The sequence below is a fragment of the Anaerovibrio lipolyticus genome, assembly GCF_021531495.1.
Taxonomy (GTDB): domain Bacteria; phylum Bacillota; class Negativicutes; order Selenomonadales; family Selenomonadaceae; genus Anaerovibrio.
Genome location: NZ_JADYTY010000001.1, coordinates 174,313 through 198,929, shown reverse-complemented (window position 1 = coordinate 198,929; position 24,617 = coordinate 174,313). Strand labels below are relative to the sequence as shown.

17 protein-coding genes are annotated in these 24,617 nt (G+C 45.1%); all 17 read left to right on the top strand.

Translation table 11 applies throughout. The annotated features are described in order from the left end of the window. Nucleotides 1-101 precede the first annotated feature (101 nt). The 17 genes from I6E26_RS00885 (at nucleotide 102) to I6E26_RS00805 (ending at nucleotide 24,494) form a co-directional block, all read left to right on the top strand. Nucleotides 102-524: a hypothetical protein gene (locus I6E26_RS00885; protein ID WP_235319935.1), complete on the top strand. Its 423-nt coding sequence runs from the start codon at nucleotides 102-104 to the stop codon at nucleotides 522-524. After that, nucleotides 517-1,857, top strand: coding sequence for a terminase large subunit domain-containing protein (locus I6E26_RS00880; RefSeq protein ID WP_235319934.1), 1,341 nt, complete (start codon nucleotides 517-519; stop codon nucleotides 1,855-1,857). The genes I6E26_RS00885 and I6E26_RS00880 overlap by 8 nt, the downstream gene beginning before the upstream one ends. Beyond that, nucleotides 1,847-2,110, top strand: a complete 264-nt coding sequence (locus tag I6E26_RS00875) for a hypothetical protein (RefSeq protein ID WP_235319933.1) — start codon at nucleotides 1,847-1,849, stop codon at nucleotides 2,108-2,110. The genes I6E26_RS00880 and I6E26_RS00875 overlap by 11 nt, the downstream gene beginning before the upstream one ends. 1 nt (nucleotide 2,111) lies before the next feature. Continuing rightward, nucleotides 2,112-3,869 carry a portal protein gene (locus I6E26_RS00870; protein ID WP_235319932.1) on the top strand — a complete coding sequence of 586 codons (1,758 nt, stop codon included), beginning with the start codon at nucleotides 2,112-2,114 and terminating at the stop codon, nucleotides 3,867-3,869. Between the two features lie 11 nt (nucleotides 3,870-3,880). Beyond that, the gene (locus tag I6E26_RS00865; protein WP_235319931.1) at nucleotides 3,881-4,270 is read left to right on the top strand and encodes a Bbp19 family protein; all 390 of its coding nucleotides are present in this window, start codon (nucleotides 3,881-3,883) and stop codon (nucleotides 4,268-4,270) included. A 9-nt stretch (nucleotides 4,271-4,279) separates the two neighbouring features. Beyond that, nucleotides 4,280-4,954, top strand: a complete 675-nt coding sequence (locus I6E26_RS00860; protein WP_235319930.1) for a hypothetical protein — start codon at nucleotides 4,280-4,282, stop codon at nucleotides 4,952-4,954. 14 nt (nucleotides 4,955-4,968) lie between these two features. Then, complete coding sequence (locus I6E26_RS00855) at nucleotides 4,969-5,979, top strand: major capsid protein (RefSeq protein ID WP_235319929.1); 1,011 nt, start codon at nucleotides 4,969-4,971, stop codon at nucleotides 5,977-5,979. Between the two features lie 14 nt (nucleotides 5,980-5,993). Beyond that, complete coding sequence (locus I6E26_RS00850; RefSeq protein ID WP_235319928.1) at nucleotides 5,994-6,338, top strand: hypothetical protein; 345 nt, start codon at nucleotides 5,994-5,996, stop codon at nucleotides 6,336-6,338. Nucleotides 6,339-6,441: 103 nt separating this feature from the next. Then, a complete protein-coding gene (locus I6E26_RS00845; protein ID WP_235319927.1) occupies nucleotides 6,442-7,038 on the top strand; it encodes a hypothetical protein in 597 nt (198 codons plus the stop codon). 12 nt (nucleotides 7,039-7,050) lie between these two features. Continuing rightward, nucleotides 7,051-9,318 carry a hypothetical protein gene (locus I6E26_RS00840; RefSeq protein WP_235319926.1) on the top strand — a complete coding sequence of 756 codons (2,268 nt, stop codon included), beginning with the start codon at nucleotides 7,051-7,053 and terminating at the stop codon, nucleotides 9,316-9,318. Continuing rightward, entirely contained in the window at nucleotides 9,302-9,781 is a 480-nt protein-coding gene (locus I6E26_RS00835; RefSeq protein ID WP_235319925.1) for a phage protein Gp13 family protein, read from the top strand. The genes I6E26_RS00840 and I6E26_RS00835 overlap by 17 nt, the downstream gene beginning before the upstream one ends. Then, complete coding sequence (locus I6E26_RS00830) at nucleotides 9,774-10,409, top strand: virion core protein, T7 gp14 family (protein WP_235319924.1); 636 nt, start codon at nucleotides 9,774-9,776, stop codon at nucleotides 10,407-10,409. Before I6E26_RS00835 ends, I6E26_RS00830 begins: the two co-directional genes overlap by 8 nt. 10 nt (nucleotides 10,410-10,419) lie before the next feature. Then, nucleotides 10,420-12,297: a hypothetical protein gene (locus I6E26_RS00825; RefSeq protein ID WP_235319923.1), complete on the top strand. Its 1,878-nt coding sequence runs from the start codon at nucleotides 10,420-10,422 to the stop codon at nucleotides 12,295-12,297. A 9-nt stretch (nucleotides 12,298-12,306) separates the two neighbouring features. Further along, nucleotides 12,307-22,278, top strand: a complete 9,972-nt coding sequence (locus I6E26_RS00820) for an LPD23 domain-containing protein (protein ID WP_235319922.1) — start codon at nucleotides 12,307-12,309, stop codon at nucleotides 22,276-22,278. Continuing rightward, nucleotides 22,275-23,384 (top strand): hypothetical protein, encoded by a 1,110-nt coding sequence (locus tag I6E26_RS00815; protein ID WP_235319921.1) that lies wholly within the window; start codon nucleotides 22,275-22,277, stop codon nucleotides 23,382-23,384. The genes I6E26_RS00820 and I6E26_RS00815 overlap by 4 nt, the downstream gene beginning before the upstream one ends. A gap of 12 nt (nucleotides 23,385-23,396) precedes the next feature. Then, nucleotides 23,397-23,627 carry a hypothetical protein gene (locus tag I6E26_RS00810; RefSeq protein WP_235319920.1) on the top strand — a complete coding sequence of 77 codons (231 nt, stop codon included), beginning with the start codon at nucleotides 23,397-23,399 and terminating at the stop codon, nucleotides 23,625-23,627. A 12-nt stretch (nucleotides 23,628-23,639) separates the two neighbouring features. Next, nucleotides 23,640-24,494 carry a hypothetical protein gene (locus tag I6E26_RS00805; RefSeq protein ID WP_235319919.1) on the top strand — a complete coding sequence of 285 codons (855 nt, stop codon included), beginning with the start codon at nucleotides 23,640-23,642 and terminating at the stop codon, nucleotides 24,492-24,494. Nucleotides 24,495-24,617: the final 123 nt, after the last annotated feature.

Here is a 24,617-nt window from a genome sequence, read left to right as displayed (position 1 = left end):
ATATGATTTTCACAGAGCAAAAATTTTACACATAAAGTCGGCCGGAAAAATCTAAAAACGCAATTGTCTGCGGATGTAGATAATACAAGGGCTGGGAGGTGATGGATAAAGTGGCCAAGCTTTACAGATTTACGAACGAGAAAAAGAAAAACGTATTTCTTAATAATCTAATATCGTGTGGTGGAAATATTGGCCGGGCGGCTGCTAAATCCGGAATTACCAGGCAGACACATTACAATTGGCTGAAAGAGGATGCCAGATATGCTGCTGTCTATGAGAATGATGTGAGGCCCCAGGCCATATCCGTTCTTGAAGATGAGGCACAGAGAAGGGCAACGGGCTTCGAGGAGGATGTGTACTACAAAGGGCAGAAGGTAGGCACTGTCACAAAATACTCTGATAAGCTGATGGAGATACTTCTAAAAGCTAATGCACCGGAAAAATATAGAGAGCGTTCAGAGGTTAAGAATGTGGATGGTGACGGGGTAGCTACAACGGCTTGGGAGGATGATGAAGATGGCTAAATATATAATTCCGTATTGCCCTACAGCGTATGCCAGAAAAGTTATTCATCCAGCCCTTGAGAGTCATTCACGGTCTGTGCTGGTGTGCCATAGACGATACGGAAAGACGGTACTTGTTATTAATCACATGATAAAAATGGCTATCAAGTGCAAAAAGAAGATGCCGGTCTTTGCGTACATTGCACCGTACAGAAAGCAGGCAAAGACAATTGCGTGGAGCTATCTCAAATACTACCTGCATGTATTGCCAGGCGTCACAGTGAATGAAAGTGAGCTTTATGTAGAGTTTGCCAGTATGCATAAGGGATGCAGTGGAGCAAGGATATATATCATGGGCGCTGATAATCCAGATAGTGCAAGAGGTCTTTACTTTGATGGGGTTGTGCTTGATGAGCCGGCTCAGATAAAGAGCGAGCTGTGGGATGAGGTTATACTCCCCGCTTTGATGGATAGAAACGGCTGGGCGGTGTTTATCGGCACGCCTAAAGGGCAAAACCAATTCTATGAGATATGGCAGAATGCACAGAGCGATGATAAATGGTATTCGTGCATGATACGCTGCGATGAGTCGGGGCTTTTTGATGTTGGCGGCAGATATGGACCGGAAGCATTGGAAACGCTGAAAGCAGAAATGTCCGAAACGAAATTCAGACAGGAAATGTTATGTGACTTTACGGCATCCTGCGAAAATGTGCTGATAACCATTGACGAGGTAACAGAGTCTGCGGGGCGCACCTACACAAAGGAAGATGTGGGCTTGGCTCCGGTAATCTTTGGCGTAGATGTGGCAAGATATGGTGATGATAGCTGTGTTATTACCAGACGTCAGGGCCTTGTATGCTATGAGCCAAAGGTGTACAAGGATATTGACAACATGACATTTGCTGCTTATCTCATGCGTGAGATAGATAAGCATAGGCCGGATGCGGTCTTTGTAGATGCTGGCCGTGGTGAAGGTGTTATTGACCGGTGCCGGCAGATGGGCTATGACGTGACAGAAGTCAACTTTGGTTCCCGTGCATTGAATCCGGAACGCTATATCAACAAGCGTGTAGAGATGTGGGATGAAATGCATGAATGGATAAAATCTGGTGGAGCATTGCCCAATGTTCCAGAATTGAAAAGCGAATTGGTAGTACCAGAATACAGCTTTGATGCTGCCAACAGAATGAAGCTGAGCAGCAAGGAAGACATCAAGGAGATTATGGGCAAGTCTCCGGATATAGCTGACTCATTGGCATTAACCTTTGCGTATCCGGTTCAACCGAAAGGTTTCATTAGCGGGACCAGGCGCGCAATGTGCAATGTAGATTTTGATTTATATGATGATTGAAAGTGAGGATGATAGTATGTGTGGAGGCGGCGGTGGTTCAAGTGCACCAGCACCAGCAAAGGTAGATCCAACTCCGGTGCAGGTAACAAGTGCTAATACAGGAGCTGACCAGGCAGAAGCAATTGCTAAGAAGAAGCAGAGAAAGCGGGTTAGCACCAGACTTAGTAATGACCGTTACAGTGGTACATTGCTTGGCGGTGTCTCTGCTGGTGATACTAGCGGTACAGTAAGCAACCTGGGCGGGGTGAAGTAGCATGTATGATACAGAGAAGCAGGAAAGAGCACCTGCAACATTGGTTACAACTTCGGATATGGCCTTGAAGCTGAATCTGGAAAAACGAAAGTATCAGGCCAAAGTAAAGCAAATGGAGTCTAACAGGCAGGACTATCTGAAAAGGTGGAAAGCAATTAGAGACTTCCAACTGCCGTACATTGGCCAGTTTGATGATACAGCCGACACTACGGACTATGCACGGAGACGGGATACAAACATCTATCACTCTGTAGCATGGCAGGCTAATCAGGCTTTTGCGGCCGGTGTTATGTCGGGATTAACACCGCCTTCCAGGCAATGGTTCCGTCTAACATGGTCTAGTGATGATATGAGAAATCATCCAGAAGCTGGGGAGCTGCTTGACAAGCGGATGGCTGTATTACAGGATGTGCTGCTGAAATCTAATTTCTATAATGCAATCCATAGTGCATATCTGGAACTTGCCTTTGGGCAGGCTCCTATGGCCATATTTCAGGACAGTGACACAGGAGTGCATTTTGTACCTTTTACCATAGGCACTTACATGATGGAAAACGGGCCGGATGGCATCGTGGATACATTCTGTACAAAGTTTGAAATGACGGCCCGCCAGTTGGTAGATAAGTATGGCGCTGACAAAATCCCTGCTGAAATCAGGGCTGACCTGGATAATGGCGGTATGAAAACAAAATATCGTGTGTGGTGGCTGGTGGAGCCTAACCGCTTCCACGACCGCAACAAGGAAATCATGGATAAGTATCACATGAAATATTTGTCACTGTATTGGCTGGAAGCAGGTAATACAGATACATTCCTTGATATTGGCGGTTTTGAGGAGTGGCCAATACCGGTAGCAAGATACCTTGTGACAGGCAGTGAAACCTATGGCAAGGGGCCTGGCTGGTTTGCGGAAGGTGACAGTAAAGGCCTCCAGAAATTGGAGAAGGACGATATTGTGGCGGTAGAGCTTGGCATCCGTCCTCCAATGATGGGAAGTGCCAGCACATTCAAGCAGGGCATTAACCTGGCCCCTGGCAGTTACACCATTGTTGGCAGGGATGAACCTGTTAAGCCATTGTTCCAGGTGGGCATCAATCTCCAGCACTTGCAGGAAAAGATAATGGACTTGCAGGACAGAATAAAGAGAGCTTACAGCGCTGACCTCTTTATGATGCTAGAGAGGCTGGAAGATAAGCATATGACGGCACAGGAAGTCTTGCAGAGAAAACAGGAACAGCTTCAGCAGCTTGGGCCAGTGGTCCAGCGCTTGCAGTTTGAATTTCTCCGCAAGATTATAGAGCGTGTCTATAACATACTTGACCGGGCAGGGGTACTGCCACAGGCTGAGGATCCAGAACTGGCTATGATAATGAGTCAGGAGGAAGTGACTATAGAGTACATTTCTCCGCTGGCACAGGCACAGAAGATGGCAGGCCTAACTAACATTGAACAGGCTATTGCATTTACTGGCCAGTTAGCACAGTTTGACCAGTCGGTATTGGATAAGGTTAATTGGACCAAGGCTATTGATGATTACTTCGATATGGTAGGTGCTCCAGCAGGTTTGAAGCGTACTGAGGATGAATTTGAAGCAATTCAGAAGCAGAAGGCAGAAGCGGCTGCCAAGCAGGAACAGCAGGCAGAAATGGCACAGGCCGTACAGCTTGCAGCTCCAGCGGCACAGGCGGCAAAGAATATTACGGATGCTGCCAACGATGGAAATCCAGCTCTTCAACAGTGGCTGGGCGGTATGATGTAAAGGAGTGGGCTATGGGAGCAGGATACGATATTGGAGAAATGCACCAGGAAATTAACAAGGTACTATCTGATAATGTTGCAGGCAGGGATAAAGCAGCTATCAGCTATGTAATGGAAAGCCCAGACGGGCGGTGGTTTGTAGCTAGATTGCTGGAGAATTGCCACATTGATTCTGCTTTGGGTTTGCTCCGTTCTGATGGCAGCATGGTTATGGATACTAATGCTATGCTGGTGCAGGAAGGCGAAAGGCGGGTAGGCTTGGTGATAAAGGAAAACATTCTCAGTATGGGTGATGGTTTATCCTTGTATCATCAAATGGAGTCTGAAAGCAAGGCCTATAACGATCAGCAGGAGGAAATTAAAAGGTCTATCGTATCAAGGTATATGAAGGCAGAGGAATAGGAGGGCATTATGGACAAGGAATTTGGTTTTGATTTTGATTTACAGCTGTTTGGGGAGGCTGGAGGAGATGGAGAAGCAGGAAGCGGAGATAATGCGGGAGATCCGCAACCAGATTCGAAAGTTGAGGCTGGCAAAAAGGAAAGCAGCAAAGGCCAGGAGAATGAAGTCGGAACTGGTAAGGCGGATCAGTCAACGCTGCTTGGAAAAACAGTTGAAGAAACTGAGGCATATGATTTTAAATCCGTTGTACCGGAAGGCATGGAATACAATCAGGAGCAGGCGGACTCGTTTGCCGCCATAGCCAAGGAGCTGAAGCTTTCCAACGAGCAGGCAAGCAAGCTGGCTGCATACGGTATGAACTATGCCGGTAGTATGACACAGCTTGCCCAGCAGGCGAGACAGAATGAAATTGCCGGCTGGGGACAGGAAGCCAAGCAGGAATTGGGCATTGACTTTGACAGAACCTTGCAGAAGGCAGGCGCCGGCCTTGAGGCTATGGAGAAAGCAATACCTAACCTGCGGGAGGCATTGAATTACACTGGTGCCGGTAATCGCATTGAGTTTATCAGAATGTTGGCCTTTGTGGGTGACTTGACTAAAGAGGATACCTTCAAAGGCTTTGGAGCCAACAGTGGAGCAATCCGCTCTAGCCTGTATGGCAATACTGATTTTGGAATTTATTAAGGAGATGATAAAGCATGAGCGTTTTAGGAACCCAGGCATTGACGCTGAGCGACTACAAGAAACGTATCAACCCGGACGGGACTACAGCATTTATTATTGAGGCATTGGAAAAGGTAAATCCTATTACTCAGGATGCCCGCTGGAAGGAAGGCAATCTGCCTACTGGTAATGTAACTACCATTCGTACCAGCCTGCCTACCCCGTCTATTCGTAAGATTAACCGTGGTATTAAGCGTAGCAAGAGCACCACTAAGCAGGTACAGGATACCTGCATTATCCTGGAGGATCGCTCCAGCGTGGATATTGAGCTTTTGGCATTGCAGAGGGACAAAGAAGGCTTCCGCCGTTCTGAGGATGCTGCTTTCGTGCAGGGCTTTGCTGATGTGGTGGCAGCCAATATGTTTTATGGCAGTACCGATGATAATCCGGATACATTCAACGGATTGAGTGTGCGCTACAATACTCTGACTGATGGCGGTAATGGTACCGCTGGCCACCAGGTTATTTCTGCTGGTACAGCCGGTACTGATACCAATACCAGTATCTACATTGTAGGCTGGGGCACACAGGCCACCTGCGGTATCTATCCAAAGAACTCTGCTATGGGCTTGCAGCACCGTGATTTGGGTGAACAGACTGTAACTGATTCCGAGGGCCGTGAGTACCAGGCTTTGCAGTCTTTGTTCACTTGGAAGGCAGGCTTGGCTGTACAGAATATCCGTGCAAATGCGCTGGTACGCAACATTGATGTTACTAAGCTGAAAACCGCTGCCAACAAGCAGGCTATCATTGAAGCTATCGTACAGGCCAAGAACCGCATCCAGGGGCTTGATAGAGGTGATAAGCAGATGGCCATGTATGTATCTCCAAGCATTTATGACATGCTGGAGCTGTGGCTGATGGATAAGAACAATGTGCATATTACCCGTCAGGAAATGATGGGCAAGATGCCACAGTTATTCTTCACCGGTCTGCCGGTTAAGAAGTGTGAGGCTATTTCCGAGCAGGAGCCGGCTATTACCTAACAGGAGGTGCTGATATGATTTTCGATGGTGAAAATACATTCTTTGACAAAAAGACTTTATCCAGTGGCAAGCTGCACAGCGACATTATCAAGCTGGGGCCTGGTGAGGCCAGTGATCCTTTGATTCTGTTTGCTGATGTAAACGGTGCCAGCGGGACTGGTACTTTGTCTGTAGCTGTTATTACGGCTGCGGATGAAGCGTTTACCAGACCGGTAACTTTGGCCACATATACAGAGTTACCAATCAAGGCCAAGCTGCCGAGAGGCAATAAGGGCTACATGAAGCTGGAAGCAACCAGCACATATACCGATGGCGAGCTTACAGCCGCGCTGGTGTTGGATGATGATATATTAGATTAAGCCGAGGGCGGGAGACAAAATCATATTTGTTTCCTGCCTTTTTGCTATATCGTTTATCCCCTCTGGGCGGTATAGCAAAAGGACAGGAAAGGAGAAAAGAAAAATGACAAGTACAGATATTTGCAACTTAGCACTAAGCTATTTATCAAAAGGCAAGATTACTTCTATGGATGATAATACGGAAGAGGCTGCACAGTGCAAGATACATTACGACCATGCCAGAAGATTGCTGCTTAGACAGTATCCCTGGGGGTTTGCCAAGCGTACTGTAAAGCTGGCACTGCTTGCCGGCAAGGAACCTGGGTGGGATTTTGCCTATGCATATCCGGCAGGGTGCCTGGCAGTACGCTATGTGTTTGACGAGGAAGGAGCCAGCGCAAAAGAAGAGCAGGTACAGGACTTTGATACAGCTATGCTGACAGGCAATCAAAAGGCACTGCTGACTGATGTAGAACTGGCATGGTGCGAGTACACATACAATGTGAAAGATGTTGATATGTTTCCAGACGAGTTTATAGAGGCCTTTGCTCACTATCTGGCCTGCAACATGGCTATGGTACTGACAGGCAGTGCCAGCATCCAGCAGACACAATTCCAACTGTATCAGGATAGCATAGAGGCGGCTAAGATTTATTCGGCACAGGAGCGAAGGAAGAGCACTGTTTTCCCGGAAAGCTATGCTCAGGCCAGATTTCAATGAGGAGGAAAATAAATGGCATCACCCAACGCGTTTTATTCTATACAGCCGGCATTTACGGGCGGTGAAATATCTGTCGATGTGGCCAGCCGTATAGACCTGGATAAATATCAGGTGGCACTACTACAGGCAGAGAATGCCATTGTACGCCCTTATGGGGCGGTACGGAAACGGCCTGGCATGATTTACTGTGGCCAGACAAAGTACCAGGATAAAAAGAGTATGCTGGTTAAGTTTAACTTTACAGTGACTATTTCCTATATGCTGGAGATTGGCCATAAGTATATAAGAGTATGGCGCAATGGTCATTACCTTGGTATAGAGCTGGATACACCGTATGAGGCAGGAGAGCTTGCAGGACTGCGTTTTGTGCAGTCTGTGGATGTTCTATATATAGCCAGCGGAAAACACCCTGTAAAGAAGCTGATGAGGTATTCAGAACGGGAGTGGAAACTGGCTGATGTAGATTGGCAGCAGGTGCCCTATGGGGATTTGAATGTTGACGAAGAGAATTTTATAACTCCATCCGGCACAACGGGGAATGTTACGCTGACAGCCGTAAAGGATACATGGACAGCAGAGAGTGTCGGGGATTGGATAAAGCTGGAACAATCCATGAGCGGGCAGACTGTAAGCTGTACCGGCGGTACAAGTAAAAGCATCCTGGCGGGGGATACTTGGAAAATCACATGTCATGGAACATGGAGCGGTACTGTGACGGTAGAAATATCATATGACGATGGTGCTACATGGCTTCAGCTTAGGCAGTACACATCCAGCAACGATTATAACCCTACTGAATCTGGTACTGTAGAAGAGTACGCTTTGGTGCGTGTTACTGTAGCAAAAAGCTCTGGAAGCTGTACTGCAGATCTAACAGTGTATCCATACACGCATGTTGGATATGCAAAGATAACAGGCTTTGTCAGTACAAGGAAAGTAACAGCTGATGTGGAGAAAGCCCTGGGCGGTACGAATAAGACAAACAATTGGTATCTATCGGCATGGGGAAAAAAGCAGGGGTATCCTAGCTGTGCAACATTCTTCCAAGACAGATTGTGCTTTGCTGCTAATGTGAAGTATCCCCAAAGAATATGGATGAGTATGACAGGGGATTATGAAAATTTTTCTGTAGATAAGGAATCCGGCACTGTAACTGATGATAGTGCTATATCAGCTGACCTGCTATCGCTGAGGCCGTATCAGATAACACACATGGATGCCGGTAACGATTTGATTGTATTAACAGAAGGCAACGAGTGGACAATATCAGGCTCTGAAACAGTGACACCTACAAATATCACACCAAGACTCCAACAGAATTACGGCTGTAATGATGTGGAGCCGGTGAGGGTAGGCAATAGATTGGTATATGTACAGAGACGGGGAAGTATTATCCGTGATATGGCATACAGCTATGATACAGATAGCTATGGCGGTTATGATTTAACATTGCTAGCTAAGCACCTTGTACATGGCAAGGAGATTGTAGATAGCAGCTTTGCTCAGGAACCGGACAGTGTTATCTACTTTGTGCGCTCTGATGGCACACTGCTTTGTCTCACATACATTATGGAGCAGAAGGTATATGGTTGGAGCCATATTGTGACCGACGGAGTAGTTGAGGCCGTGTTGGCGGCTCAGCAGGGGAACAATGATGTAGTGTATTGCCAGGTTGCACGGGAGATTAACGGCAAGACTGCCAGGTATATTGAGAAGCTGGATTTGGATAGTGATAGCGAAAATCAGCAGGACTATATCATGCTGGATTGTGCCGTAAGAAAAACATACGAAAAAGCAGAATGTGTTATTAATGGATTAGAGCACCTGGAAGGCCGTACTGTATTGGCGATGGGTGATGGTTATCTGTTTAATCCTAAGACAGTTCAGAACGGCGCTATTGAGCTGGAACAGGCAGCAAGTAATGTGGTGATAGGCATCCCGTACACAATGGTGCTGGAACAGCCTAATTTTAATACATCGGTATCCGGTATGGGCAACATTCAGGGTATGCAGCAGACAGTAAATACTGTGGTGCTTCGTCTGTCTAAAAGCTTTGGCGGGGAGATAGGCCCGGACAAGGATACTCTGCATGATATTGTCTACGACATAGGAGAAATGGATTTAGGTCAGCCCTGCCTATTTTCTGGTGACAAGAATGTAACAATGGGCAGTGGTGGTTTTAATAAAAATGGCAGGGTGTATATAAGGCATGATAAGCCGTATCCGTTTACCCTGCTGTCAGTAGTGAGAGGAGTGACATTAGGTGGAGCAGGCTTGTAAATATAGCATTGTGCCGATATGGGCAAATAGCGATTGGTTTATAGAAAATCTGGTGGAGAATATGCGCCAGCAGGATATTGATGAGATGGATAAGCTGGGGGTAAAGGATAGGTATAAAGAAGTCAAGGAGTCGGTCATGGCTTCTGATGAAGCCTTTGCTGCTTATGATAGTACGGGAAAAGTAATTGTCATATATGGAGTAATTGACAAGGAGCCGGGCGGTCAGATATGGTGCCTGGGTTCAAACATCTTCAACGATTATAAGAAATCATTTGTATGCTGCTGTATGGAGATACTGAAAAGATGGAGGAGAAGATACAAGGTGCTTTGGAATTTTGTATCTAAAGAAAATACTTTATCTATCCGCTGGCTTCGTACATACGGCGCTAAGTTTGATAAGGGATACATGGTAGGAAGCAATGAGTTTTGGAAATTTACAATAGGCGGTGAAAATAATGTGTAGTTTAACAGCAGGTCTTATAGGTGCCTCTGCGCTATTCGGTTATCAGCAGCAGGTTCAGCAGGCAGATACAAAGGCTAAGGCTATGAGAGCACAGGCAGAGGCGGATGAACAGAATGCAAGGATTGAAGGACGTAAGCAGGAGCAGATAGCGGATAACTATGCTAAGGAAGCAAGGGATTTGCGCAATCGACAGAGATTGGCCCAGGGTGCCCAGCGTGCCCAAGCGGGAGCGGCAGGACTTGGTTTTGGCGGTTCTCAGCAGGATATTTTATCCAGCGGTCTTGATGCTTATAGACAGGACCAGGCAACACTCTTAACTAATCAACGCAATGATAATTACAACAGTAGAGTGGTGCAGACTAACTATATTAACGATGCCAATCAGAAACGGGCGGCTGCTGATAATGTGGTCAGCCAGGCCAAAGGTCAGCTTGTTCCTACTCTGCTTTCCACGGCTGCAAGTATAGCAGGAGCGCAAACACCTACGGCTTCTGGAAGCACAGGTGGAAGCATTGGCAATGCTACTATGAAATGGCGGGAAAATACTGTCAGCGGTATGAGCAATTTCAATGCTGGCAAAAACAGGGGCTGGACTATTACCAATCCCAGCAAGAAAAATTATTGGTGAGGTGCTGTAAATGAAGTTTTCAACATATACACCAGCGGTAAAAGCTAACACTATTAATGCCAGGATATCTACCAGTGTTACTAAGGAAGCCTTCGGCACTGATGGAAGCCAGCTGGGAGCTTGGAGCTCTGCTGCAAATCATATTGCTGGCATTATCCAAAAGAGACAGGATGAGGACGATGCGGCGGACATTATGGCAGCCCGCAACGAGATTAGTCAAAAACTGAATGAAAGCCTTTACTCAGAAGATGGTATTATCACTACCGGCAAGGGTAAAAATGCCCAGGGCATGACAGACAGGGTAAATCAGTCTGTGCAGGATGTTACCCAGGAGGTAGCGGGAAATTATAATGGCCGTGTACGCTATCAGCTGATGAATAAATACTTGCCAAAGGATTTGGAGCAGTACGGCAAACTCGGTATGCAGACGGAAAACAAGGAAAGGGAAGCGTATCAAACTGACACTTTCAACGCTAGAATGAGCAACTTTTCAAACAGCATGGCTCTCAGCTATGCGGATCCAGATACTGTTTATGGGCAAATGCAGGAAGCGAACGAGACTCTGAACAGCTGGGCGGATAAGCAGGGCTGGGATGCTGCCACGACGGAAGCCAAGAAAATGACATTCCGTACCCAGACGGTATCAAGTCTTGTTAAGGCCTGCGTGGCTGATGAAAAATATGACGATGCCTACGAATGGCTGAAGCGCGAGAGAAAGAATATGAGCCAGGACGAGTTTAATTCTCTCTATGCCACTGTAGAAAAGCAGAAAAAGGCCAATGACAAAAAAGATACATCAAGGATTCTGATAGGCAAATTTTACAATCCGGAGACTAACGAGCTGGATATAGCAGGCCTGGAGAAAGAAGCCCGTGCAATGTGTACGAAAAGCAATGGTATATCCTCTGATAGTGTTGAGGCAGGGTATCAGAAATGGGGTGGCCAGACAATGCCACATGGCACAAATGGCTGTGTAGAGGCTGCCGTTAGAATACTAGGTACAGACAATAGCAATTCCTGGATTCAGTCTATACAAGGAGATACAGATGTGCCTACGCTGGTTTCTAAAAGCCAGACGGCAAATGGCGGTCCTGGGGTAATTCCCTATTCTGCTGATCAGGTGGAGCCAGGAGATATGATTATCTACGGAGATAATGATCATGTTGTTGTGGCTACTGGAGGCACTGGCTATGTAGGCAACAGCTCCAGCTCCAGTCAGAGTATGGTAATCAGAGGCGGTGATTATCGGGAGATGGACGGGCAACAGCCTAGCAAGATAATCAAGTCAAGCCGGCTGGGAAGTGGTGGCAGTACCTTTGATGCAGATAGATATGAGGAGCTGATGGATGGCGTGTACAGCTTATATGCTGATCAAAGCAGATTTTATAATATCGACCAGAAGCAGAAAATGCAGGATTTGGAAGCAACCCTCTCTGGCTGTAACACTTTTGAAGAACAGCGGGCGGCTATCGAAAATTCCGGCTTAAATGCAAAGACTAAGAACACATATCTTAATAGGCTGAACAAAGCACAGAAGCAGGCTATAAAGGCTGCCAGCGGAGGAAGCAGAAATAAATCTGCTAATAGATATTTCAATTCTCTGACAGAGGAAGAAGATTTAAGTTTGATAGAAGAATATAACGACCGTATGGACGATCCGGATGATACTATTTCGGCATCTGACCAGAAAAAGTACAATCGGGCAACAAGGCGGTATAACTTCTATCATGGCACAGGTACTGCTGATTTGAACGATACAGAAGTGCTGGATATGATTAACGAAAAGAAAAATGAGGGATACAGCTATAGCCAGATATGGGATATTCTTGAAGGTGTTGTGAGTGATGAAACCAAGGAGTATTATCTGCGGGCGGCTTTTAGTGAATAAGGAGTAATTATGACAGAGGAACAGCGCAATGCGATAAGACAGAGATTAGAGGGTATGAGTGGCAATATACAGCCGGAATACCAGCCAAGAGAGTCAGAGGAAAATGACAAGGGTATATTAGATACCATGATAGACGGTGTTAAGGAGGCGGCAGAGTGGGTGGCTGATTCTGCCGTTGGCCAGTTTATCAAAAATACAGATGCCTATAAAGATACACGGGATGTACTGATGGCCAAAAGCTGGGACGAGGCCTACGAGGCATATAATCGACATGATTTAACAGCTAATATCAATGCGGTAGCTAATGATAATAACAGCTTTTTTCAGCCTGTGGCCCAGGCTATACAGCAAAGCTCTACAGCAGCCGACTATTTCTTTAGTGAGACAGGCAAGCTGTCCCAGGCAAGGACTGTGGAGCAGGAATTGGGCATACCGGTAGCTGTTACTATGGCTGATTCGGAGTCGTGGAAAAAAGCCAATGCTATGTACCAGGAAAATCTGGAATATAAAAAGCTGGCAGAGGAAAATGGCCAGCAGTGGAGTATTGACGATTTTTATTCCCGCTATCCTGTTGTGAAGGAAGTGGCAGAAGCGGATCCTGCTGCTGGTGCCTTGATACTGAAAGATGCACCAAAGATAAGACGGGAGCTGGACATTATAGACGGCTTTTCTCAGTATCTAAGCATGGGTAACAAACAGCTGGAATTAAATAATCTTCGGTTTAAATCTCATGGCGGAGATTTGTCTGAAAATGACAAACAGCGTATGCAGGATTTGGAAAAGCAGCTGGATATAGAGCAGAAACTGTATGATGTGAAATTCAGAGATAATCCTATTTTGTATGCTTTGTCGACAGTAGGACAGTCTCTGCCAGAAATGGGCCAGTCTATCTATGCGGGCATGGAAGATGCAGGCGCATGGTGGGCTGCTGGTACTTGGGCCGGTGCTGGAGTAGGCAGTGCATTAGGGCCAGGTGGTGCAGCTGCCGGTGCTGTAGCAGGTGGCGCTGCCGGCGGTATTATCGGCACAGTGAAAGGCGTGGCAAAGGCTGTAGCAACCAGCGAGGCAAGACGGGAAGTGCTTCGTCAGGTAGCAATGGAAAGTGCAGCCAAGGCAACAGCACCTCAGCTTATGAAGGCTGGTATGCAGTTTGGCGCATTCCGAGGTATGGCGGCTCCGGAAATTGGTGATAGATATGATGAGTATAAAAAACTGCGGGATTCAAAGGGCAATCCTCTTTTGTCTGATGATGAAGCTTGGAGTAATGCAATCCTGGGCGGTTCTGCTAATGCAGCTTTAGAGGTAGTGCCTACATTCGGTGTATTGGGCAAGTTGGCCACACCTGGCAAACAATCAGCCAGAGTGTTTGAGGATATTATTGCCGGCCATACAGCAAAAACGCAACTGGCTTCGCATATGGGGGATAGCTTCAGGAAGTTTATGAGTGGTACCTTGGAAGTCGGCGCCACAGAGTCTTTTGAAGAAGCTACTCAGCAAATCTCTGATGATATTATTATGAACAATATCAAAAATGCTAATGGTGGCCGGGCATACAGTGAGAAGTATGGTGTACTGTATGATGAAGGCAAGGCACTAACAGCTAAGGAGATTTTGGGCAATGCAATAGATGCAGCTGTGGTGGCCATACCTTCTTCTTTGATTTTTGGTATGGCAGGCTCTATTGGTTCTGGTGCTGCTTCTACTGGCAGATATGCAGCAAGGCAGAGGCATTTGTCTCAGATAGAAGCCAACAACGGAGCTATGGCCAGACATACCTACACAGGTACTATCATGGCCCAGGAATTGCAGGAGGCTGTACATGATAGCGATTTACAGCAGACGGCCCCAGATGTACAGAAGAAACTGATACATGATAAGGCTGCCGGCACCGGTTTTGAAGTCATGTATATTGATACCGAAATGGCTATGCAGAAAGAGAACGGTAAGGAGGATTTGGCCCAGGTGGCCAAGGCTGCCGGCATTGACGAAGAAGCATTGCAGACGGCGGTAGAAACCAAGGGAACATTGGCTGTACCGTTGGAGTGCTTTGCTCAGTCAGAAGCTAGCTCTGAAATATTGGATGCAGCTTCCTTCAATGTGGAGGCTGATTCTATGGCTAGAATGAGAGAGAATGCAAAGCATACTCTGGAAACCATGAAAGCTAATGCTGAAAAGCTGGTAGAGCAGCAGATAAATTTAGTAAAAACTATTCCCCAGGAATTGTACCCAGAGGATACTCCAGAAGCACAAGTTTATAGAGACTTGGTAGAGGCTGCTATTGTAACGGATATGGAAAATCCCGCCAGAGGTCTAAAGCAGCTCATCCAGCAGGCAGAGGCAGAGAAGCTGGCCATATTACAGCCGGCTTTGAATTTTCTTAATGATACTCACGGCCAAGGTGTATCTATTATTGATACCGGTGACGGCCGTGGTATTCGTGTGTCTGAAAATGCTAAGTGGTATCAGGATTTCTATCGGGAGCACAAAAGAAAGCCCACCAAGCAGGAGCTTATGGATATAGCTTCCGATATGGTGAGCGGTAAATCAAATATTGAGTATTTCACTGTAACTGATGAACATATGGCAGCAGAGGCCGACAAGGTGTCTGCTGATTTGAGTGCTGTCAATGATAGGTTGGAGGCACTGAACAGCGTAAAAGATAAAGTACAGCAGATTAACAGCACTGAAATGAAGATAGCAGAGTCTATGAGCCCAGAGGCATACAAAGTTTATAGAAACTATATGACTATGCTAGGGAATGCGCCTGGCACTGCCAGCAGAGCTGCTAGGGTAAATGCCGTGCTTCTAGCCCACATGGCAGAGCGATTGGCAGAAAATACCAGACGAGCTACCGGAAACCAGGAATACACTGCCGTAGATGCGGCAAAAAAAATAGAGCTGCAGCTGGGCGGGGCCTATAACAGAGGCAGCAATATGAATCAGGCTATGTTTGATGTATCTAAAGTGGGCGTGTCATCTTTAAAAGAATTTGCTGACAAAGTGAAAGAAGTGGAAAGTGAAGGCAAAGCACCATCGAAAGTTATGTGGGTAGATAATTCTACTGGTGTTGTTTACCCAGGAGCCCAGCTGAAACACGCTATTACTAAGCATGAATTAACAGAAGATGATTTAGCTAATATACAGTCAGGTATAAATAAGCTGACTGATGTGTATAAGTCTAAACAACATGAAGGAATGTTTCATGGACAACCTATATTCGGAAAGTGCTACACGAATGGGGAGCTTTATTTTGTTTGTTTGGAAATGCGTTCAGGTGGTGAAGCTGTATTCTTGACTGCTTCTAAGACAAACGAATCATTATTTGAAACATACAAAAAAGAACATGGTTCTGAGAGACTTTGTTCACAAGGTGAACCAGTTCCGGACAGTAACCATGCTCTTTCAATTCCTAATATACAGGAATTATTAGGGATTGTCAAGAATGGAAATACACTCAATCAAATGGCAGGCGAAAATGCCAAAACTGCTGCACTGGATAAATTGGAGCAGGCTAAGGCTATGGCGGAGGATAGCTCATCGGAGGAAATTTATAAAGCTACTGGCTGGTTTAAAGGCCAGGATGGCAAATGGCGCTTTGAAATACCGGATAATCTGGAAGCCATAACTCTTGACAAATTGCTGAATGATAAGCGGGCTAAGCTGGGGGAAATATATGATAACCCGCAGCTTTTTGAAGCATACCCAGATTTGAAAGATGTTCCGGTTAGAATTGAGGAAATAGAGAAGGGATTTAACGGCTTTGCCTATGCAGATGCAATAACCATCTCTGCAAGTCTGAAAAACGACAATGAGGCAAAAAGTATCTTAGTGCATGAAATCCAGCACCTTATCCAAAAAAGAGAAGGATTTGCCCGTGGTGGTGGCCCAAAAACTGCCCGCGAACAAATTCGAGAAGAACAAAGAATATTAGATAGGCAGTTTGGAAGCTTTTCAGAAGATGAAAAAGCTTATTTGGTGTATCAAGATATGTGGATGGATGCCACCTTAATAGAATTTGACGATAAAAAAGCAGCCAGAGCTTCTGCTGAAATTGAAAAGCTAGAAAAAAGAATAAGCAAGGAACGCCGGGCAGAGATTCAAGAAATTAAGGCAAGACGCACTGCATTGAAAAATGCACTTACCGAAGGAGGAGATGGAGTAGATTTGTATTGGCGCCTGGCCGGAGAGCAGGAAGCTAGATACATTGAAAGCAGGGCTGCTCAAAATAGTGAGAATGTAAAAGAATACAAGAAGCAACAGCGTAAAGCTGACGAGTATAAGCAGAAATACAATAAGGCTTTTTCTGATGCATCGTCAGAGGTACAGGCATTGCTCAGTAAATTGGACTCTATATCTATTGGCGAAAAGGCTGATGATAAGGTTTGGGATACAATAGATAAATTAGAGAATGAGATAAATGAACGTCCGGGCGGTAAAGAAGCACTGGAAGCGTACCAAGCTTGGACCTGGGAAAGAGATACCGCCAGAGAGTGCTATCAGAAGATTGAAGAGGGTAGATATATGCCAAGCCCACATGGCATAGATGCTATTGTGATATTCGGAAATATGGCTATTCCAGCAAATGCTACTGTGGAGGCAAGCACTCAAAATACCTTGCATGGTGATGAACAAGAAGTGCAGCGCCAGATTAGAGCCAAGGAGGAATTGCTGAACTCAGAGCCTGTGGTAGAGATTACTGAAAATATTTTAGCCGGAAAAGATAAAGCAGAGCTGAAAAAATATTTTCGTGAAATGTATCAGCACACCGAAGCCGGTGCAAAATATCCTCAGCCTACTGTGGTTTATACAAAATATGGTGAACCAGTCTGCATAACAGTAAATGGTACTTACAAAGAAATGGTTAGGCACTCAGCAGATAAAAGAGTTATTATGCTTATGCCATATTTAAAACAAATATTAGAAAATAGCACATTGATGTTTTCAGAAAAACCTCTTACAGGTAGAATAAAAAAATTAAATTCCGTCACTAATGGCTATAGTCATTATGCCTGCAAAGTATCTATTGATGGGGAAAACGTATTGGTGCGCGCCGTAATAAGGCGATCTAATAATGGCGATTATTGTTATGACATAAATATTGATAATTACCAACAAGAAAAGAAGGATTCTTCACAACCCGGCTGGCCGGATCACAATTCCGGTGCTGTCATGAAGAATCCTTCTAAATCTGCTTCTATTGTAAGCGATTGGATAGAAAAAGTCAATAGCCATAACTTATCTATATTATCTGGCAATGGGGGAAGTGTCAAGAAAAATGAAATTTTCAATCAGGAAATTAAAGGCCAGACCGGCACTACAGCTAATGGTCAGTATATTGTTTCCCTGTTTGAGAAAGCAGATGAATCTACCTTTATGCATGAAATGGCTCATGTATATCTTCTGGAGCTGGAGAAGCTGGCAGAGCTGGATGATCAGTGCCGGGCGGATTTAAATACTATCATGGAGTGGGCTAACTATCACGAAGGAGACGAAAAGAAATTCAAGGGCAGTCCTTTTGCTAAAGAATTTCGCCAAATGGCCAATAACATGTTGGCAGCAGAGCAGGCAGGAGACTATGATACTGTCAATAAAATTCGTCGCCAGTGGGCTCATGAAAGATTTGCCCGTGGCTTTGAGATGTATTTACAGCACGGTACCGCGCCAAGCAGAGGCTTACAGAGCGTGTTTAGACGGTTCAAGCAATTCCTTAGCGCAATCTATATTGCCTTTACCGGTGAAGGTGTACGGGCTAATGCCAAGGTAGAGAGGGTTATGGCAAGAATGCTGGCCAGTGATGAAGAAATAGAAGCTATGACTTTGGATGATAGATATAAGGATATTGCCAAGGCAGGCGGTGAAAAGCTTCTTAACGAAACTCAGCAGGAAACCTATGCAAGGTGGTATCAGGAGGCCAAGGAGGAGGCCAAAGAAAAATTAATGAAGGTTATGATGAAAGACCTGGATGAAGAGCACCAACGGAAATACCAGGAAGCCTTGGAGCATGAGAGAGAGGAGACTAGAAAAAATCTAGAAGCCTTGCCTTTATATATCGCTCAAAAGGTAGCCAAGGAAACCGGCAATGATAATGCTGTTGTAGAAATTGGGCTGTACCCTACTGTTGAAGCCTATCATGCAGAGCTGGCAGAATATGGAAGTCTGGAAGATACTCTGGAAAACTACATGAAGGAGTTTGCAGAGGAAATGGACAAGAAGATTTTGCAGGAACATGTTTCTGAGGAACAGCTTTCCAAGATGATGGAGCAGACTGTATATCATAAGAAGCTGATGGCTTTTGAGGCTGAGGCACTGCGGGAAAAAGAAAAGGCTGCTAACAAGATTAATGCCAAGGCTAAGGAGGCTATGGATCAGGTAAATGCTGCTGTAAATAATTTGCCAGATGATATAGATATTACCGCCGAGAAGGATAACAAGGAAGTAAAGAAATTACTTCAAGCAATCAACAAGCTGCGGTTCTCTACCCGCTGGACGGCCAAGGAATTGGGCGATATAGAGGGGCTGGCCAAGCAGGCTACAAAGGCTGATGTAGAAAAAGCATTGAAAGAATTTTCTAAGGAGGCTACAGCTTGGAAGCGCAATCTCAAAACCCTGGAAGAAGCCTTCAAGGGGCGGATGCAGATTATCAAGAAAACTACCCGCTCTATGCTCCACAATCAGCCTATATCTGAATCCTGCGACTACGGCCGTTATGTAGCCAGCGAAAAAAGAGCTGCTGAAATGATGCATAAAATGGTACGGGCTGGGCGCTGGGATGTGGCTATGATACAGCAGGAAGCCAGATTTACCTCTGCTGCTTTAGCTGAGGCTGCGGAGAAAAACCGGGAAAAGGTAAATAAAATTCTAGCCAAAGTGGCAAAACAGCTGACTGCAAAAAGTGTTCGTATCCCTGTTGAGCATAGATATTGGATTCAGAAGATTGCTTTTGATATGAAGCTGGATAAGAATTGGCAGAAAGATATTGGCAGACCTACAAGCGAAAATGGCAGAATTGTACGCAAGGAACCTGTACGGCCGGAGGATTGCCGCCAGCTGGCAGAAATCTTTGCCGAATTGAAAAACAGCCTGGATGTAAAAGAAGATATGCTGGGCGCCTTGGACGTTATCTACCAGCCTGGTTTTACTGACTACAGAGCATTGACGGCCAAGCAGTTTGAAGCCTGCATAGATATTATTTCTGTACTCTACAAAACGGGTAAAAACAAATTCCAGCTAAAATCCTTTGATGGCAAACTTATCTCTGATGTACTGAATGACATACGTCTTGATATTAACGAGCAGGGCGATGTTATTAATCTGCCTCATGTTATACAAAATAAAGTTAATGATAATATTGGCGGGTTGGGCTACAATGATTACTTTGCTAAAATACCAGGTATTGGCCCGACTCTAAGTCAGTATGGCTCTAAGTACCTGGTAGCTCACATGAAGCCAGAAGAAATGATTAGGCTTTTGGGGCCGGTAGCACACAAATATCTGTATGGGCTATATGATAGAGCTGCCGGCGAAAATGGCAGACGTACCGCGGAAGCTACCAAAAAACTGCAGGAAATCATGTCTGTGTACAGCCGTAAAGAAAAGCAGAACTTTTCCAAACAGCAATATAGGTTCCGCATTGGTAAAAAAGAAGAAACCTTTAGTAAGGAAAATATTATTTGCATGGCACTGAACATGGGCAACGACGTAAATTTCATCCGCCTTTATAAGGGCTTGGATGTTATGGGCAATGTGCTCCAAGGATTTGTAGAGCGCAACATGACTAAAAAAGATTGGGAAGTAGTTCAAGCTATTTGGGATCTTATCGGGAGCTATTGGCCGGAGACAGTAAAGGTTGAAGAAGAGCTGAATGGCGTAACACTGGAGGGGGTAAAGCCTACTCCGTTTACTGTAATGTGTGATGGCCAGCCTATCAAAATGAGAGGTGGCTATTATCCTATAGCCTACAATCCTATGAAGAGTCCTAAGGCAGAACAGCAGGCAATGGATGCTGTAACTCAAAGAAACATGAGTGGTGCACAGGTACTGGGTACTGGCCGTAACCATACAAAGAGCAGAAGCGACACGCAAAACATTGAGCGCCCACTATTGCTGCAATTCAATGTCATTTCGGCACATTTACAAGATGTTATTCAAAACATTACATTCCGCATTGCTGCTAGAGATGCCTACAGACTAACTCATTCCCAGGGGTTTGAGGATCTGGTCAGGGGCACTTTGGGAGATGATGCGCTAAGAGCTATTGATCAGTGGGTAGTAGACTGCTGGCGAACCATGCCTACAGATAACGACCTGGGCTCAAGTATTTTTAGCAGCGCTATTGGCTTCTTACGAAGAAATGCTGCTATCAATATCATGGGTTGGAGATGGTGGCCGGTGATAGAAAATGTAACAAATATTTTTCCGATGATGGATTGTATCGGAGCTGCTGAAACTGTTACGGCAATAGGCGACTACATGAAGCATAGAAAGGAGAATGACAAACTATTATTGAAGTCAATATTTATGACTAACCGCATTAACAGCATGGATAGAGACATAGGTGCAACACCTGGCATTTTTAAAGCCGGATATGTTACTACTGATTGGCTAAAGGAACACGCATATACAGCATTAGCCTTTACAGATTTGATGTTCTCTAAGCCACTGTGGTGTAAAGCATATAAAGATAATTTTGCCAGCCGTTATCAAGAAGTACTTAGAGAAGAAAAGGAGGCTAAAGCAGATTTAGAAGCAGCTCAGGAGGCTGTAAAAGAATACCGCATCCAAATATCTGAATCCAACAAAGAAATATATATCTTGCAGCAGAGATTGACGGAAGGAAGCCCCTACGAGCAGGAAGCCGGCCCAGGGACTGTGCAAGAGATAAATGAAATAAGGAAAAGGATTGCAGAGCTGCAGATTGAGCTGGAGCCTTTGAAGAAAAGCCTTTTTAAAGCAACATGCGAAGTAGAACGGCTGTCTGAAAGGCCGTTTAAGAGCCAGTCTGATATAATCAAAGAAGCAGAGCATAGAGCTATACAAGATGCTGATGCTGTAGTTAGAAATGTTTTCGGTTCTGGTCAGACTAAAGACTTGGCATCTGTGCAGAAAGGCGGGGAGTTTCTAAAGCTGTTCACTGCCTTCTATAGTTTCTTCAGCACTCAAATGAATGCTATTTTAGCAGCTTACTATAAGGGCAAATTTGCTAAACAAGATATTGCAGGCGGCCAGAATTATAAAAGGTGGATGCCTTTTGCCAAAGCGGTATTCTATAGAATTGTGCTCACAAGTGCTATGGCCACACTTTTAAAAATGGTTATCCTGGGTGATGGCAGTGATGATGACCATAAATATAGAAAAGTAAAGGACGATGAAGGAAATGACATAAAAGAAGAAATACCTCTGATAGAAAGATTCTTTGTACAGCTAGCGAAAAATACTGTATCTACAGCCTCCGGCTCTTTTGTTGGACTAAGAGACATTGTAAGCCTTTATAACAATCTTGTATTTGAAGGTACAGATTTTGGCAGAGGTGCCAGCATCGGAAGTATCAGCGTGGGAGTTATTGACAAGCTGACTAATACCTTCAAACTGGTAACTCAGCAGGAAGAAAAAAACGCCAGGATAGACGAGCAGGAGGCAAAACGCGAAGCTAAGTATGACAAGATGACACCAGAGGCTAAAAAGAAATTTGATGAGAAACGACAGTATATGAAGCCGGCTCATAGGATTACCTGGGCAGATATTGCTAAGGGTGTTGCACAGACGGTTACAGCTGCAAGTGCAGCCAAAACTGGCATAACTGATACTATGGCCAATGCGGCTATGACTACACTGCAGTATATGGCAGATGGCGACGGCAGATATGATAAGACACTGTCTAATATCGTGTGGTCTGCCATCTGGAACAAAAAACCGGTAGAACGAGAGATACCTCAGGAGCCGGTAAAACCTAAGAAGAAAAAGAAAGGGGCTGATAAAAAATGATACCTTCTGCAGAAACTAAAATCACGTATATAGGCGATGGCAAAACTAAAATTTTCCCATTTGCTTTCAAGTACAATGATGCAGCTGACGTTAAAGTAGCGATATACGACATCTTGAATGATGTGACAAAAGTTATCAAAAAAGACTACTACGTTGATACTGTGGCAAATGTAGTGAAATATCCGGGCTACCCGCCAGGGCAGGAAGCGCCCCAAAACGAGCAACCGCCTGTGCTAACAAAAAACTGGAAAATAGTCGTTTATCGTGAGACACCTATAAGCCAAGAGATAGATCTAGGAGATAAATATCCGCTGGAGCTTTTGGAAAATATGCATGATAAACCCATTATGATATTACAGGAAATCTTGGAAATGCTAAACCGCTGCGTCATGGCATCGATCGGATCAGCTACAACGGCTGAAGAGATGATCGAAGCCATACATAATGATAGACTAAGCGCAAATGCATCTGCTAGCCACGCTGAAAACATGCGTGACGAAGCGGCTAAATCCGCAACTGATGCGAATTTGTCTGCCAAAGATTCAGCCCAGTACGCACAACAGTCATATAATTCATCTAATGAAGCTAAGCAATGGGCTGATGAATCAAAAGCGTATTCGGTAATAGCACTATCTTATAGTAAAGCTGCTGATACAAGCGCTACAATGGCTGCCGGCAGTGCTGATATAGCTGCAATACACAATGCTTCTGCTGAAAAATATAAAGAATTAGCAAAAAGCTGGGCGGAAGATGAAGCCTCTCCGGACAACATGTATGATAGCAAGAGCCCTACGAAGAAAACACAGAGCTCGCGAACCTGGTCCTTCAATGCAAAAGACTTTTCACTATCAGCACAACAGGCATCTGATAATGCCTTGGGGGCTGCCCAACAATGTCAAGGCATTGTTGATAATGCTCTAACTATCCTACGCGAAAGTTTAAATCCTAAAGCTCACGTTGTTGTTAGGTTAGAAGATGGGAGGGTAGTCGAATTGCAATATGTCGTTGATTCAACTACCGGAAAAATATACCCGGCTAATAATATATTTGTAGGAGAAGCGGCCCCGCCTGATGGGGCCAATCTCTGGATAAAACTAACCAATTAAGGAGGTGATGAAATGGCAAAAAACATAGTAGGTGAAGTGTGTGTGTTGATTGATGGGGAGTTTGTACCCTTGGTACATCGACAGGCAAAATGCGACGATAGTGGCGGGGTGATAAGATACACCTATGCTGCTATAGAAGAACTGCAAAATGGCACTGTCATTCCAGCAAAAGCACAAGAAGCCACAACAGCAGCAGGGCTATCTATTGAAGATGGCAAAATATGTGTTACGTATAACGTGTAAGGAGGAGACATAATGGCGACTGTAACGAAACCAATTTTATTAGATGAAACCGGAAAGCAGATTGTTGAAGCCTTAAACAAGCAGACAGAAGCTATAACATCAAAAGGTATCATGGATATTATCAGCACGCAGGGATTGTCTCATAACGGCATATACCGGGGCAAGAGCTTTGGCATATTTGCCAGCGTGTCTGCTGTACAACAGTTTTTGAGCGACCATGGGGTATCTACCGGTCTTTTTAACGACCTGTATATCGGTGATTATTTCAAGATTCAGGACGGCACTTACAATGTAGAGTGGGAGATTGCAGGTTTTGATACATATCTACACAAAGGTGATAGCGATTTTGCTACTCATCATCTTGCTCTGATTCCAAAGACGAATCTCACTACTAGCAAGATGAATGACACAGACGATACTACCGGCGGTTATGCAAACAGCTATATGCACAAGACTGTAATTCCGGCTGTTGACGCAAATCTGACAAAGGTGTTGGGGAATCACTTGCTGAGTCGGCGTGCTTATCTGACGACTACTGTCAATAAAGATATTGCAAGCAATGCCGGTGCAGGTTGGAAAGGCGCAAGCACTGCGGGGGACTGGTTCACTGTTAAATCCTGCTTAATGTCGGAAGTAGCAGTATACGGCAGCACTATTTTCAGCTCTTCCTTCTTTGATACAGCTGAAGATTGCGAGCGACTGCCAATCTTCCAGTTCAAAGGACATTCTTATTCTAGGCAGTGGTTCTGGCTGAAGTCTGTTGCCTCCGGTTCCAACTTTGCCGGTGCGTACGACGTCGGCAGCCCGATCAACGGCTACGCTAGCTGGGCTGGCGGGGGCGTGCGCCCGCTTATCTGTGTCGGCTGACACTAAACTGGAAAAGGCGGGGCCTTGTTGCCCCGCCATAGATTAGGAGGTAAAAAATGACGGTACCATTAGGCAGAAGAAGTGAGAGCAAGCTAGAATTTTTTCACACACTTTTCAAATTAT